This is a genomic window from uncultured Romboutsia sp. (assembly GCF_958366745.1).
GTDB lineage: Bacteria > Bacillota > Clostridia > Peptostreptococcales > Peptostreptococcaceae > Romboutsia > Romboutsia timonensis.
In genome coordinates this window covers 13,945-31,184 of record NZ_CATXCO010000010.1, presented here as the reverse complement: position 1 = coordinate 31,184, position 17,240 = coordinate 13,945, and the positions used below count along the sequence as shown (strand labels likewise).

Genomic DNA, 17,240 nt, shown 5'->3' with positions numbered 1-17,240 from the left:
GCTCTTTGTTTAAACTTTATATCATAACTCATATTATATTTGTTAACTTATTTAACAATTTTCGACAATAAACGATAGGAATATACAAAAAGGTATATTATATGTTATAATACTGTAATAATGTTTTAATACCATTAAGATAGAAAGTAATATTTATAGATATTAATTAGTAAATAGATTAGATTATCAAACGAATATATTTAAAACTAAATATAGATTTTCTCATGGCATACCGAAGATTCGATAATATTTGGTATGCCATAAATAAAAATTTAATGAAAGGAGGACAAAACTTTTTATGAAAAGAAAATTAATTTCTTATATTTGTTTGGTAGCTATTTTTATGGAAACTATTCCAGTAAATGCATTATCTAATATTACTTCAGAAATTGTGCCAATAGAAAGTTCAGAAGAAACTAAATCTGAAGAAGAATCTACTGAACAAAAAGATGAAAAGACTGAAGAAAAAGAAGACAAACAAAAAGAAGAAAGTAAATCTAAGCTAGAAGATAATGTATTTAATATGTATATACTAGATAAAATAGAAAATGAATTAGGATTTTCTATAGGCTTTGATGAAAAAGAAAAGAAGTTTAAATTAAGTAATCAAAGCGAAAAACAATTATCTAAAACAAATCTAGATAGCATAATATATAAAATTAATATATATGATAAAGAAAATAAAGAAAAATTAAATATAGAGCTTCTAGGCAAAGATACTGGAAATTCTGAAAAACTAAATATACTTAAAGATACTAAGTATGAAACTGGTGATACCATAAAAATAGCTTCTTTTGACCCTAAGAAAGGCATTAAAATTTTAGGAGAAATCAAAGGAGATATAAACAAAGAAAAACAAACAGATAAAGAAAATGAAAAGGTAGAAGATTATTCTGACGGTGTTGATAATCTTGATTATATTGAAAATGTAAGATTTAAAATAACTGAAACTAATCTTGAGACTGTCTATAATAATGCACCAGTATTTGAAGGATTAACAGACTTATTAGATGTAGAAGATCCATCTGTAGATGTTCTTCAAGGTATAAAAGTTACTGATGATCACGATGGTGTAATTGATAACTCTAAGATAGTAGTATCAGTTCAGGAAAAAACTGAATCTTCGGCTATATTAAACTATACAGTAGAAGATAGTTGGGGAAGAAGTATAACTGCTACAAGAAATATTGCAGCTAAAGATAGTCAAGATGCAGTCAGTATAGAAGAAAATCAAAGAACATCAAATGAGAATGAATTAGCAAATAATGTAATTACTGTAGATGGTATACCATACTTTGGAACTAATATAGAAAGATTTAAAATAAAATTTGACCTTTCAACTAAATCAATTAAGGTAACTGACCAAGATGGAAGGATGTTAACTAACTCTTCAAAAGAAGAGTACTTTAAATTTGTTCTATATGATAAGGATATGAATGAAAAAGTATCAGCTACACTACTAGGTTCAGATAAAAGTGACTCTGAAAATCTAGATGCTATAAACAATTACCTTTTTGAAGAAGGTGATTATATAGGTATATGGCATGCAGAATCTGATAAAAAGCTTAAAATTGCAGGGACTATAAAAGGTACTACTAAGAACTCGAATCCTAAAGAAGCTGTGGTAAATGATACAGTTAAAGACTATGCTAATGGAGTACCTCAAGCTACTATTTCAGAGCGTAGATTTAGAATAAAAAATACTGGTCTTGAAGAGGTAAACAATGATGCACCAGTAATAGGAGATCTTGAGTCACTTACAGTACCTAGAGGTTCTGATGAAGACATTTTATCAGGTGTAAAAGAAAAAATAAATGATGACTTTGATGAGTTTAATGATAGTAATATAGAAGATGGATATGTATCTATAAAACATTCTTCATTTGACAATACAAAGGTTGGAGATCAAACAGTAACATACACTGCTACTGATAAATGGGGAAGATCTAGTACAAAGGATAGAATTATAACAGTTACATCAACAAATCCACTTGATACAACTTATATTGATTTTATGGATCCTAATAATTCAAAGGAGCGTCTATTTAGGATAGGATTAGACACAGTTGAAAAAACTTTAATAGTTGATGGTTTAGAGAATTTGTCAGATAAAGCAATAGATGAAACTAAATCATCACCAATATTTAAGTTGAAAGTGTATTCAAACAATGGAATACTTCAAAAAACTTTAAATATAAAGGGTAGCGATAAGCTAAGAACTATATTAAAAAGAATAAATGGATATAAATATACTGAAGGTGACCGTATAGAACTTTGGTCTACTACACCTGAAAATATAAGAATAACTGGAAAGTTAGTAGAAAAAAATAAAAACTATACTGAAGGAAGTTCTACTGAAGAAACTAATGAAAAGTATATTGATTATGAAGTAAATGAAAGTACTAACAGTGATGTGTACAAAGAAGACTATACTAATGGTATAAATAATCCCGATTACATGAAAAATGTAAGATTTGAGATAGGTAAATCTGAATTAATATATATCTACAACCAAGCTCCTCAATTCAAGATAACTAAAGATTTAATAGTCAAAAGAAATGGAGAAGTTGATTTAACGGATGGTATAAGCGTAACGGATGACCATGATAGTGAAATAAATAAAACTATGACTCATGGTACTATTGACACTAGTACTATCGGAAAAAAATATGTTGAATATAAGGCTGTAGATAGTTGGGGTAGAAGTACAATTATAAAAAGAGAAATTACTGTATATCCATACAATAATTTAGAATACAACTACATTACATTAAAAAATAATCAAACTGGAAAAACAATTTTATCTATAAGGTTTGATGATAATAGTAAAACTTTTAATGTATATAAATCAGATGCAAGTAATATACCAAGTAATTTAGATAGTAATAATACATTACTAGAAATAAAGCTTATTAAAAAGAATAGAAATCTTATTTCAAGACTTTTTAAATCAAGTGAAAGTGAAAATGAAAAAACGATCACGATTACAAAACAAGATTTAATTAGTAATAACATAGAAAGTAAATTTAGTAATGTAGTATATGCTCATGGTGATTATTTATCACTTAAGCCATATGATTATTCCAAAGGGCTTACTATATCAGCAAAATCTAAAAATCCATTTAGTGGAGAAGAAAAAGATGACAAAATGAAAAAGTCAGATATTCTATTTGATGGATATGAAGATGAAGATGAAATGGAAAACTCAAGATTTGAAATACATCCAGAAGGTTTAGAAATGATTTATAATGAAGCTTTAAAAATTCATGGAATAGATAGCACCTTATACTTATATAAAGGTGATAAATTAACTTTAGAAAAGGCTAGGGAAGGTATAAGTGCAACTGATGACTTAGATGGTAATATCTCAAAAGATCAGATAGATGTTAAATATTTTAATTATAATGGACAAACACAAGATCTAAGTCATGCAGATACTAATAGTATTGGTGAATTTTTATTAGCATATATAGCAACTGACTCTTGGGGTAAAAGTGTACTTGTAACAAGAACAGTATCTATAATTTCTAAATCTGTATCAAATGATATTGAGTTTTATGATAAGAGTGGAAATAATAAGCTATTCTCTTTTAAATATAACCCAAAAATAAATGAATTTAATGTTACTAAAGGAATAGAAAATATACCAAATAACCCTCCTACAGAAACTGAACCAGAGAGACCAGAGCCAGAACAGCCAGGTGAATCACAAGAACCAGAAAATGGTGTTCAGAACCCTTCACAAGATGAAGAGTTAGCTCAAAGTTATACTACAGAATCAAATCCAGGTTCAGAAGGAGAAGTAGATGGTGATGGATCAGATTCTACAACAGATACAGAGCAACCACCATCAGATGATGAAGTTACAGAGGAACCTGATCTAGATATTGATTCAGATATGCAAGTAACACCAGAAGAATCAAAGCCAGAAATCATATTTAGATTAAAGGTATTTAATACTAAAGGTAAACTTGTAGGAACTGTTGAATTATCAGATGATGAAGAGTTTAATAATGAAGAATTAAAAAAGCTTAATGATATAGGTATTTATGATGATTATTACTTTAGTGTATGGAGTAAAACTCCATCAAGAATTAAGATTAAAGGTAATATATCTAATACTGATAAATTAGGCGAATCTGGAAGTGAAAATGAAAACTATTCAGATGGTATAGATAATGAAGACCATATGAATAATGTAAGGTTTAAATTAAGTACTGACGGATTAGAGGCAGTATATAATAAAGCACCTAAAATAATCATAAAGTCTAAGGAAGTACTTACACAGTATGCAGGAGATACTATTGATTATACTCAAGGTGTAGAGGTTATAGATGACCATGATGAAACTATTCCTATTGAAAATATAAAAGTCAGTTTTGGGAAAAAAGATAATGATGAAGAAAAGACTGAAAATGACCTAATAATAGGAACAAATATTATTAATCTAAGTGTAGAAGATAGTTGGGGTAGAGAATCTACTATAACTAGAAAGTTAGTAATAACTAATGGTATAGATAAAAATAGAATAAGCTTTAAGGGTACAGATGGAGAAGTTATAGGTATTGGATTTGATCATGCTAATAATAGATTAGTAATATCTAATGAGAATAAAGCATTTGGAGAAGGAAATGTTTCTGGATATGTACGTATAGCTATAAAAAGAGATGAAAATACTTATGCTGTTGGACCAGTAGGATTTAATGTTAGTGAGGATTTTAGTAATAAAAGTGTATCAAATAAACTACAACCATTAAGAAATTATCAACTTAACTATGGAGATAAACTTGAAATTTATCATGGACATCCAATTAGGTTTTTGATAAATGGAAAGGTAATTGATGCAAGAGAAGATTATGAAGATGGAGTTGATAACCCAGAAAACTTAATCAACACTACATTTGAGATTACAAAAAGTGGATTAAAAGCAATATATACGAATCCAGATACAAGTAATATTACTGAGAATAAGGTTGTATTTGGACCTATGGCACCAGAAAAATTCCCTGTAAAGATACAGATTGATTTTAGTGAAAGGAAATTTAAGGTCTTAGAAAGAACAACCACTAAATTTTTAAATGGTGATAATGATAATGTATATAGGATGGTTCTTATTGGTTCAGATGGGAGAATTAAAAGAGATTCATCTTTTAGTGGGGATAGGTATGCCGATACTATTAATGAGAGCGAGTTTTGGCATAATCAAAGGTTTAATTATAATGACTGTTTATATATATGGCACAAAGATCCAAAGAGATCTATTATAAAAGGTAACATAATAAATAAACGAGAAGATTATGAAGATGGTGTTGATAATCCTGATAATATGAACAATGTTGTATTTAAATTAACTAGGGAAGGTGTAGAAGCAGTGTATAATGAAGCACCTGTATTTGAAGGTGTAGAAAATACAGATGTATATAAAGGTGAAACATTTAATCCATTACAAGGTGTAAAAGTTACAGACGACTTTGATACAGATCATTTAAGTTCTATAACTGTTGGTATTAATGGACAAACAACTAGAGTAACAACTACATCAAATGGTACAGTGTTAACTCCTAACTCTATATCTTTTGATACATCAACACCAGGAGAAAAAACCATCACCTATACTGCAATAGACCGCTGGGGTAAAACTAAAACAGTTGAAAGAAAAGTAACTGTAAGACCTAATTTATATAAAAATGTATTCAAGGTGTATGCTGATACTATTCAATCAGAAATACCTGAGGAAAATATTGTATCCGAATCAGAGAGTACAGAAGATGATAGAACACCTTTATTTGAAATAGGATTTGATAGTGTTACTGGAAGATATAGGGTATTTAATCAAACAAATGATAGAATAGCACCTAATAATCCATCTGAAATGGTATTTGGGATACAAATAATAGGTTCAAATAAAGAATTAAAGAATGAAATTACTTTAACAGGTAATGATAGAGGTAACTCTCCTAAGTTAGATGAACTTAATAATACTGAATATGGAGAAGGTGATATTATAAGGGTTTACAGAAGTGACCTTAATAGTATAAAAATTATAGGTACTGTAACTGGAGATATACCTCATAAAGAAGATATATCAGATGAAATCAAGAAGTTTGATTATATGACAAATACTGGATTTAAGATAAGTAATGATGGTTTAGAAGCAGTATACAATGCAGCACCTGATATAAATGGTAATATAGAAGATAAAACTATAAGTAAAGGTTCTAATATAAATCTTTTAGAAGGATTAACAGCTAGTGATGACCATGATACACAATTATCAAAACGTAATATTAAAGTTTATGTAGATGAGAGTTTAGTAAATGGTAATTCTGTAGAAAATAGTGCAAATTATACTTTTGATAGTATTGGAAAATACACTGTTCATTATTATATAAATGATAGTTGGGGAAGAGCTACAATTCGTGAGCAAACTATAACTGTAGAATCTAAGGTTAGGGAGAATGAAATTGAAGTTTATGGACCTAATCAAGATTTAGCATTTAAAGTAACATTTAATACAACTAATAATCAAATTGTATTAAAAGCTAATGAAACTCCAACTGCTAGTGGTTCATCGACTTCTCAAGATAGATATTTTGAAATGGTTGTAAGAAATATAAAAGGTGAAGAAAAGTACAGAGTTACTTTAAATGGAGATAGAGCTCATGATACAGAACAACTAGCAAAAATCCATGAAGCAGCTTTTAATAAGTATGACACTATAAGCCTTTATGGAAAAACTGAAAATACAGTTAAGATAATAGGTGGTGTTATACAAGAATCTAACAAGAACACTAAAATAAATAATAACAACTATGAAAATGGATTTGGAGAAATTAGTAGATATCCTTTAGTTAGATTTAAAATAACTGATGATGGTTTAAAAGAAATTACTCAAAAAGAAATGCTAATCTCTGGATTAGATAATAAAACTATAAAAAGAGGAGAAGAAGTAGACTATCTATCAGGAGTACTTGTAAATTTACAAGATATTAATAATGAAGATTATAAAATTACGGTAAATGAAGAAGATAAAAGGAATTTAAATAATTTAAAAGAAGGCAACTATCATGTAAGATATACTATAAGCAACAGCTGGGGAACTCAAAAAGAGCAAACTAGAACTATAACTGTTGAGCCTAGAACAAAACTAGAAGAAAACAAACTAAGTGTAAAAAATAACAATGATGAAGTTATTATGATAATAGGATTTGACTCAATACAAAGAAAGCTTAGAGTAATAGATTATACACCAAACTCAACTATTGATTCAAATAATGGAAAATTAGCATTTGTTATAAATGCATATGATTCACTTGGAAACACTATAGGTACTATAGAGTTAAAAGGTACTGAAATAATAAGTGAAGATATAGTAACTAGATTAAATAACTTCCCATATGTAGAAGGATATAGACTTAGTATATGGGCAAAAGATGAAAGTAAGCACTTAGTATTAGATGGAGATGTAAAATCAGGTAATAAAAATACTGAAAAAGCTTTAAAGAGGAATAGCAATATAACTCCTACTGATAAAATGGAAAATGGTAGATTTGAAATTTTAGATGATGGATTAGTATATTATTATAACCAAGCTCCAAAGATACATGGTGGTGATAATGAACTTGTATATTATAAAGGTTCAATATTAACACTTCCAGATGATATATCAGTAACAGATGATTATGACCAAATAAGTGCTAATCAAGTTGTTATAAATGATGATAAGGTTGACTATGATACATTAGGACGACAAGATATAACTTATATAGTAGAAGATAGTTGGGGTAGAGTTACAGAAAAACCTGCCAAAATACATGTAATGTCATCTATTGACAAGAATGAATTTAATATTTTCCCTATGAATGTAAATGATACAGTTGGACAGTATAAAGCTTTTTCTATACAATTTGTAAGGGAAGATGGAAAAAATAAAATTCATATAGGTAATCAGAATTCTTCTTTTGATTTTTATCCAAGTAATTCGGGAAAAAATAAAACTGAAAAAACATTTATGACAATTAGCATATATAATAAAAATAATACATTAAAACAGTCATTTGAACTTTTAGGTAATGAAAATGCTATTAATAGTAATGGCTTAAGGAATTTAAATGGTTATGAATTTGAATTTGGTGATTATATAGCTATAGAAGGTTTAACAGAAGCTAGTAAAAAATGTGCAAGAATAAATGGAACTGTTGTTAATGCAAAAGAAAGTTATGTAAATGGTGTTGAAAATATTGATAATATACAACACGTAAGATTTAAGTTTACAGATGTAGGTTTGGAATCTGTATATAATGAAGCACCTAAAATTACTATTGACAAAACTATAGATTTGAGTACTGTTAAAGGTGATGATATACCTTATATGAGAGGTGTAAAACTTAAAGATGACCATGATAAATTGACACAAGCTAATGTAGAAGTTACATGGAATCCAAATGAAACAACTACTGAAGAATATGAACCATACAATGATGTTATAAAAGGTGTAGCAAAAGTTGGAAAAAATGTACTTCACTATAAAGTTACAGACTCTTGGGGAAGAACTTGTGAAGGTGAAAGAACTATAAATTTATCTAATGGTATATTAGACAATTCAATAGTATTTAAGGGTGGAAGAGATAGAAAAGATTTAATTAAATTTACATTTGTTAAATGTACAGATAATAGAAATAATGGAGTAACCTTAAAAGTAGATATTTTAGATGGTGATACAATTTTTGCTGAAAATGCAATGTCGTATTACTATACAGTAAAAGTAACTATACCTGGTGGAAATTCATATATTAGAAAAATTTATAGTGATTATAGCTATAACAATCAGAATCGAAGAAACGGTCCAGGACATGATCCATTTGGTATTTTTAGGGATCTATATCTTCCATATGGATCAACATTTGAATTTATAGATACAGGACATCCATTTAACCTAAGTATTCATGGTAGGGTTAGAAGTCAAAGAGAAGATTACTCAGATGGAGTTCAAAATCCAGATAACTTAAGAAGTATTAAGTTTATGGTTACTGATAGTGGTTTTAAATCTGTTTATGTAGAAAAAGATGATATAAAAACTAATCAAAATATTATATCAGTAGTATCTACAGAGGGTATTCCTTTACAGCTTAAGATAGACCCAGAAACTAAAAAAATAAGTGGATACAGTAATAGTTCCTCAACTTTTTATTGGGATTTAGGTGAACGTACAAAAGTATTTAATATAACCTTAACTGGTCAAAATGGTGGACAAAAGTTTTCAATTGATGGATATTCACGGGAGAAAGGTAATGCATTTTCTAATACTCATTTTTCTAGACCTAGAGATTACGAAATAGGAGATAAACTTACAATTTGGCACTATACACCAAATAGGGTTTCTATAAAAGGTCCTATAGAGAATCAAAGAGAAGATTATTCTGATGGTATAGATAATGAAAAGAACTTAACAGAAGCTGTATTTACATTAACAGAAAATGGACTAGAAGCTGTATATAAAGAAGCACCAAAAATAACAGGTATAAAAGATACTAAAATTTTAAAAGGTGGAAGTCTTGATTTAGATAATTTAATAGATGAATTAGAGGCTAAAGATACTATAGACGGTAAGTATGAAGATAAAGTTATAATTGGAGATGCTACACAATTTAGGAGTGTTCCAAGTGATATAAGAATAATTGACCCTAAATCTGTAAATACAATTTCTGAAACTACTGCCCGAAGGGGAACTCTATTAATAGACTTAACATCTATTGATACAGATCAAGTTGGTATGTACGAGGTAAGTTATAGAGTAACGAACAGTAATGATCGTACTACTAGAAAATCAAGTACAATAGTTGTATATGATAAACCTACAATAACCGAGAGCAGTTTAAGTAGGATAGAGCTTAACTCTGTAGAACATACAGAAGAAGCTATAATTAATCGTCTAAAAGAAGCTGTAATAGTAAGTGATGATGATGATACACTTTACAAAAAAACAACTAAGTTAGAAGTTTTAAAACAGAATGTAAATCCAAATGAAGAGGGAATCTATAATGTAGACTATAAAGCTACAGATTTATATGGAGAAGAAACTGTGAAAACTATACCTATTCAGGTAAGTAGAACTATAAATGTTTCTGTACCTACAACTATTCCTTTCCAAGTTGTAACAAACTTAAAGGATAAAACTACAGATGAATTTATATCTGGGGTTATGAAGGTTCAAAACAATAATACAAGTGATGTTAATGTATATATACAATCATTTACTAGACAAGAAAGTAGCTTTACGACTAAAACTAGAAGCTACAAAAATCTTGAAATTGTACAACCAAGTGAATTTGAAGATTGGAATAGTTTATCTTCAGAAGATACTATGACAAAAATGGCTCTAGGAATATACAATAAAGAAGGTTTAATTGTAGATAGGAATTTACAATTAACAAAAGAGAGTCCTTTATGGTTATATGAAGATATTAGTAATGTTAAATTAGGAGTTCTAAATAGAGCCCAAAACTTAGCCAATCCTTATACATCTAAATTAAGTTTTACTAGTAAGCATGGTAAAAACTTTATTGGAGGAACTTCTAGAAGTAAGTTTAACTTAGTATTTAGATTTGAGTAAAAAAATAACTACTATATAAGTATATTTAATTCTTATATAGTAGTTATTTAAATTAAAGTTAATTTTTATTAACAATTCTTAATAAAATTATTATAGATTGTAAGTATAAGCGCAACAACTTATGTTTATATTACAGTGAAGACCTCTATAGGTGTTTTATCTAAGACACTTATGGAGGTCTATTATTTATTATATTTACTACAATATCAAGATTATTTCGAGTTATAGTAGAAGAATCAAATCTTTTAGGGTAAAACTCTTTTAATAATACGTTAGCAAATTATTGTAGAGGTAACAAAAAAAATATTTTTACATATCATATATTAATATAACTATAGCTAGGAGGCAAGTTATGAAAATTGGTGATATAGTAACTAGAAAATCATACAACAAAGATATAATATTTAAAATAGTTGGATTTGGTATAGATAATAAAAATGAAAAGATAGCTATTTTAAAAGGTGTAGCATTTAGGGTAATAGCAGATGCATACTTAGAAGACTTAGAAGTTGTAAAAGTATCAGATATAAAACAGATATTAATAGATCCTACAGTAGAAAATTTAATATATAAATCAGTTAGAAGTGCCCAAGATAGAGAAAAGAAAATGAATAGAGCTGTGCCAAAATTACAAGCAAATCCAAATGTTTACGGTATACCAGGAAAGGTACTACAAATAGATGGTGACAAAGAGTATTTAAAAATATGCTTAGATGTATATACTGAACTTGGCATACCAGCAGTAGGTGTAGCTATACCTGAAGAAAATCAATATAAAGAGATAATTAATCTCTTAGAAAAACACAATCCAGATATATTAGTTATAACTGGTCATGATGCTCTTACATCTAGAAAAGGAAATATTACAGATTTAAATAACTATAGAAATTCTTTAAACTTTATCAAAGCAGTAAAGCAAGCTCGTAAATGGGAACCTAACCTAGATAATTTAGTTATATTTGCAGGAGCATGCCAATCGAATTATGAACAGCTAATAAGAGCTGGAGCTAATTATGCTAGTTCACCAGGAAGAATAATGATACATGCATTAGATCCAGTATTTGTAGTTGAAAAGATTGCTTGCTCAAGGATAGATACTATAGTTCCTATAGAAGAAGTCATAGAACAGACTGTAACAGGTTTAAAGGGTATAGGAGGTTCTGAAACAAGAGGAAAATTTAGATGGGCTATGCCTAAATCTATGTTATATTAAAAAAAATAAATAATATGACAAATATGGTAAAAAAATATATTGACTTTTTTATTAAAAGTATATAAAATAATTAGTTTAAACATTTGACAAAAAATTGTACTTATGATATTATGTAAACATACAAACGTTTAAAGAAGGTGATATTATGGCCACTGTTCAAACTCTAGATAAGATAAGGGAAAGTTTAGAGAGGCATTTAGGTAAGAAAATACTACTTAAAGCTAACAAGGGAAGAAAACAAATCGTTACAAAAAAGGGAATTCTAGAAAAAGTTTATCCGAGTGTGTTTGTTGTAAAGTTAGATAGTGACAATGAAGGTTGTTCTAGAGTATCTTATAGCTACTCAGATTTACTAACATCTAATGTAAAATTGCAAGTATTTAGAAATCAAGATAAATTACACGTAAGTTAAAAAATTATACCTATCAAAAATAGGTGTAATTTTTTTTTTGTATATTAAATATAAATATAGTGTGATATTTATATTTAATATATGGGGAGGCCAGTATGGAATTAATAAAAGATATAATAAAAGTAGATAATAGAATAGACTTTGGTAAATTTCAAACATTTATAGAAACAGAGGCAGTTGTGCCTGATAAGAAATCAGATGTATATGAGATAATAAAAACAGAAGGGTACATATCTTTAAAGAAAGTAGAACTTACAGAAGGGAAAGTACTTTGTAGAGGTAGCTTTAACTACAATGTAATATATACGACAGATGATAAAACAACAGTTTCAAATGTAGATGGTAAGATAGACATAAATGAGGTTATAGAAAAAGATAACATAGTTTCTGATATGGAATATATGTTATTCCCAGAAGTAGAGCATGTAGATTGCACTATAATGAATGAAAGAAAAATAAGAGTAGGAGCTCTTATTAATTTAAGAGGAAGTATATTTGACAAGCAAAGACTAGATATAGTAAAAGATGTTGCTCAAGTTGAAGGTGTTCAAAAACATAGAAAAGAAATAAGCTATCAAGATATTGTAGGTATAGAAAAATCAGAAAGTGCAATAAGAGATACTATAACTATAAATACAGAAGAAGTTCAATCAATAATAAGTTTAAATCCATATGCTAAAATAAAAGAAACTAGAGTATCTGATAATAAAGTTATAGTTGGTGGAGTAGTAGAAATAAATCCTTTAGCTTGTACATATGATGGAGAATTAGTTGAATTAGATAAGATAGGAATAGATTTCACGCAATTTATAGAAGTTCCAGGTGCATGTGAAGGTATGACAGAAGAAACTTTATTATCTATGGAAGAATTCAATTATGTATTTAAACAAAATAATGAAAGTAATAGTGGTTTACTAGAAATAGATTGTACAGTTGAATGCAAAGTAAAAGTTACAGATGAAATAACAAGAGAGATTTTACAAGATGCTTACTCTCCTGAGAAAATAATAAAATTCGATTATAGAACAATGGAAGTAAACAAAACAATAGAATCTGAAACAGAAAGTTTTGTTGTAAGAGAAACTATAAAAAATAGTAATGATGATATACAAATAAAAGATATAGTAAGTGTTTGCCCATCTATATCTATAGAAAATTCTTATGCAGAAGGGGATAAGAGTATAATACAAGGTATAATAAAAATTGATATACTATATGTTCCTGTAGAGGGTCTAAAATCAGTTTATAGAATAAGTGAAGAAATACCTTTTGAACATGATATAACAATAGATGATTTAACTGATACTTGTAATATATTTAATACAGTTTCTATAGAAAAATTAGAAGTTGATTTAAATAGAGATGATATAGATTTATCAGTGAAAATAAAAAGATTTATAGAAGCAGTAGATAAAAAGACAGAAAGTTTTATAGTGAAGGGTGAAGATTTAGGAGAATATGACTTATCTAAAGCACCAAGTATAATAGTATATATATGTAAAGAAGGCGATAATCTTTGGAATATAGCAAAAAAATATAACACAACAGAGTCTGAAATAGCAGAATTAAATGAATTAAAAATAGAAGAACCATTAAAACCAGGTAAATGCTTAATTTTAGAAAAAAAAGTAGCAGTGTGTGATTAATATAAACTTATTTTATTAAAATATTTATATATAAAGCAAGTAATTATAATTAGTGGTTATTAAAATAAAATAAATAGGGGATTATAGTCCCCTATTATTTTATTTTTTGTAGTATAATATAAGTATTGAGCATTAAACGCATTATAAATACTTAAGGAGGCTAAAATGAGTTCAATAGAATTAAAAAGCAGAGCTAAAATAAATTTATCAATAGATGTGCTAGGAAAAAGAGAAGATGGATATCATTTAGTCGAAATGATAATGCAGACAATAGATTTATATGACATCATAAAGATAAAAGAAATTGAGATAGATGAAATTAATATAAACAGCAATAGTTCCGATATTCCTTTAAATGAAAATAATATTGTTTATAAGGCAGCAAAAGTATTGAAAGATCAATTTAACATAAAAAATGGTGTAGAAATATTTATAGAAAAAAATATTCCAGTAGCAGCAGGTATGGCTGGAGGAAGTAGTAATGCAGCTGCAGTTCTAGTAGGGCTTAATAAACTTTGGAAACTTAACTTATCAGAAGTGAGGTTACAAGAAATAGGGCTTAAATTAGGTGCGGATGTTCCATTTTGTATATCAGGAAATGCAGCTTTAGCACAAGGAATAGGAGAAGAATTAACTTATATAAAAGGACTATCTAAAGATACAGTTATATTAGTTTGTAAACCGAATTTATTTGTATCAACAAAAGAAGTATATGAAGGACTAGATTTACAAAATATTAAAAATAGACCAGATAATAAATTCTTGATAGAATGTCTAAAAAAAGGGAATATAAATTTATTAGCAACAAATATGGTAAATGTACTTGAAACTGTAACAAGTAAAATGCATGAAGAGATAAAAGATATAGAAAAGGTAATGTTAGAAAATAATGCTTTAGGTTCTATGATGAGTGGAAGTGGGCCTACAGTTTTTGGGTTATTTGATAAAGAGGAAGATGCATTAAGTACAAAGGGAGAACTACTAAAGAAATATAACCAAGTTTATGTTGTCAGAAGTAGTGAAAAAGGAGTTGAAGTTAATGGAGAATTTAACTAAGTTAAATTTAGATGAGTACAAACCACTAAGAGATGTGGTATTTGAGAACTTAAGGGGAGCAATAGTAGAAGGAAGATTAAAGCCAGGAGAAAGGCTTATGGAAGTTCAATTAGCTGAGCAATTAGGTGTAAGTAGAACGCCAGTAAGGGAAGCTATAAGAAAACTAGAATTAGAGGGGTTAGTTGTTATGCTTCCAAGAAAAGGTGCTTATGTAGCTAATATGTCATTAAAAGATTTAATAGACGTATTAGAAATAAGGGCTAGCTTAGAAGGCTTAGCAGCATCTCTTGCTGCTGAAAGAATAACAGATGAAGATATAAAAAAATTAGAATCTATAGTAGAAGAATTTAAAGATGGTATAAATGAATCAAATGTAGAAGCCTTATTAAGAAAAGATGTAGAGTTTCATGAATGTATATTTAAATCTACAAATAATAAAAAATTGCATCAATTAATAAATTCTTTATGGGAGCAAGTTTATAGATTTAGAGTTACGTATATATCAGACTATGATTCTACTGTAAATATAATAGAAGAACATAAAATGATATTAGATGCTATAAAAATAAGGGATAGTAAGCTTGCTAAAAAGTATGCTATGGAGCATATTCAAAAGGCTGAAAACTTTATGATAGAAACGACAGTAAATAATAAAGAATTATAAAAATAAAAATCATTGGATTAATTTAAGATAATTAAATTTGTCCAATGATTTTTTTGTATATTAGATAACTATAAATTATAAAAAATTATGCATAAACAATAAATTAATAACAAATAATTTAAGAAAAATATTTTTATAATAAAAAAACTCATTGTGCAAGTTAATTATAATTATTGAACATGCTAGAGTCTAACAAGCTATATTTTAGTAGTTAAAAAACTTTATATAGTAATTTCAAATAGTAATTTCAATATGTTTAGTAAAATAACTAGCACAACAGATTAAAAAGTGATTAGTTATATTTATACGATTAAATTAAATTTTTATTAGCTTAGCTAGTATAAATTAATTTAAAGTGGTAATACTCAAAATAGTAATATTTTGAGGGGGATTAATGATGGTTAATAAAATAAAAATAAGATTAAGTATATTAATATTAAGTTTAATTGCAATTATATCAATTATGACAATATCAATAAGTGGGGAAGTAAAAAAAATAAGTACAGCATCAGAAGATTATAAAGATAAACTTATAAGATTTCATGTGATAGCAAATAGTGACTCAGAGGAAGACCAAAATTTAAAATTAAAAGTAAGAGATGCTATTATAAATTATTTACAACCTAAATTATTAGAATCAGAAAGTATAGAAGAAAGTGAATTAATAATAAAAAAAGAATATGATGAACTTGAGAAAATAAGTAAAAATATTATATTAGAAAATGGATATGACTATGATGTTAAAGTAGGAATTGACTATAGTAAATTCCCTACAAAACAATATTCTAATGTAGTACTTCCAGCAGGTGAGTATAAAGCATTAAGAATAATAATAGGTGAAGGAAAAGGAAAAAATTGGTGGTGTGTTATGTTTCCACCATTATGCTTTGTAGATGAACAAAAAGGTATAATAGATAAAGATACAGATGATAAGTTAAGAGAAGTATTAACTGAAGAGGAGTATGAATTAATATCTCAAAAAACTAGTAAGCAAGTAGATAGAGTTCAAATTAAATTTAAAATAGTAGAAATAATACAAGATATAATCAAATAGAAAATTAAAGGAGTGACAAAATTTATGGATAGGTGTTATAAGCTTAAAGTTTTAATAATAGTTTTAACTTGTGTGCTTATTCCTACAAGCTTAATATACTCAAATGAATTAGATACAAATTCTAATATAAAAGCATCTCCTATTCAAGCTAAAACTGTTAAACAACAAAAAAGAGAAGTAATAAATATTACAAATGAAGAATTATTACTTTTATCTAAGTTAGTTACAGGAGAAGCTCGAGGGGAAAGTTATGAAGGACAAGTTGCTGTAGCTGCAGTAGTTATAAACAGGGTAAAAGATCCAAGGTTTCCAAATACTATAAAGGATGTTATATATCAGAAAAATGCATTTTCTGTAGTTAAAGATGGATCTATAAATATGCAACCTACAGAGTCAGCATATACTGCTGCACAAGATGCATTGTATGGTAATGATCCAACTAATAATGCAATCTATTTTTGGAATCCGGATATAGCTACATGTAATTGGATAAAGACACTAAATCCATATATGAGGATAGGAAATCATGTATTTGCGAAATAGTTGAAAATATATACTTCAAATACTAATAAAGGTGCGTTTG

At 27.7% G+C, this 17,240-nt stretch carries 8 protein-coding genes; all 8 read left to right on the top strand.

The features are described 5' to 3' along the window. The first annotated feature begins 298 nt into the window (after positions 1–298). The 8 genes from Q5F54_RS01870 (at position 299) to Q5F54_RS01835 (ending at position 17,200) form a co-directional block, all read left to right on the top strand. Positions 299–10,612, top strand: coding sequence for a putative mucin/carbohydrate-binding domain-containing protein (locus Q5F54_RS01870; protein ID WP_302333904.1), 10,314 nt, complete (start codon positions 299–301; stop codon positions 10,610–10,612). Between the two features lie 352 nt (positions 10,613–10,964). Next, positions 10,965–11,825 carry a sporulation peptidase YabG gene (gene yabG, locus Q5F54_RS01865; protein WP_071118907.1) on the top strand — a complete coding sequence of 287 codons (861 nt, stop codon included), beginning with the start codon at positions 10,965–10,967 and terminating at the stop codon, positions 11,823–11,825. Positions 11,826–11,970: 145 nt separating this feature from the next. Then, on the top strand, positions 11,971–12,237 hold the full coding sequence (locus Q5F54_RS01860; protein ID WP_281537510.1) for a Veg family protein: 267 nt from the start codon (positions 11,971–11,973) through the stop codon (positions 12,235–12,237). A 95-nt stretch (positions 12,238–12,332) separates the two neighbouring features. After that, positions 12,333–13,883 carry an SPOCS domain-containing protein gene (locus Q5F54_RS01855; protein WP_071118909.1) on the top strand — a complete coding sequence of 517 codons (1,551 nt, stop codon included), beginning with the start codon at positions 12,333–12,335 and terminating at the stop codon, positions 13,881–13,883. Positions 13,884–14,048: 165 nt separating this feature from the next. Beyond that, positions 14,049–14,939: a 4-(cytidine 5'-diphospho)-2-C-methyl-D-erythritol kinase gene (ispE, locus tag Q5F54_RS01850; protein ID WP_071118910.1), complete on the top strand. Its 891-nt coding sequence runs from the start codon at positions 14,049–14,051 to the stop codon at positions 14,937–14,939. Next, positions 14,923–15,603 carry a GntR family transcriptional regulator gene (locus Q5F54_RS01845; RefSeq protein WP_302333903.1) on the top strand — a complete coding sequence of 227 codons (681 nt, stop codon included), beginning with the start codon at positions 14,923–14,925 and terminating at the stop codon, positions 15,601–15,603. Before ispE ends, Q5F54_RS01845 begins: the two co-directional genes overlap by 17 nt. Positions 15,604–16,000: 397 nt before the next feature. Further along, positions 16,001–16,657 (top strand): stage II sporulation protein R, encoded by a 657-nt coding sequence (gene spoIIR / locus Q5F54_RS01840; protein ID WP_277231076.1) that lies wholly within the window; start codon positions 16,001–16,003, stop codon positions 16,655–16,657. Positions 16,658–16,681: 24 nt separating this feature from the next. Continuing rightward, positions 16,682–17,200 (top strand): cell wall hydrolase, encoded by a 519-nt coding sequence (locus Q5F54_RS01835; protein ID WP_071118913.1) that lies wholly within the window; start codon positions 16,682–16,684, stop codon positions 17,198–17,200. Positions 17,201–17,240 lie beyond the last annotated feature (40 nt).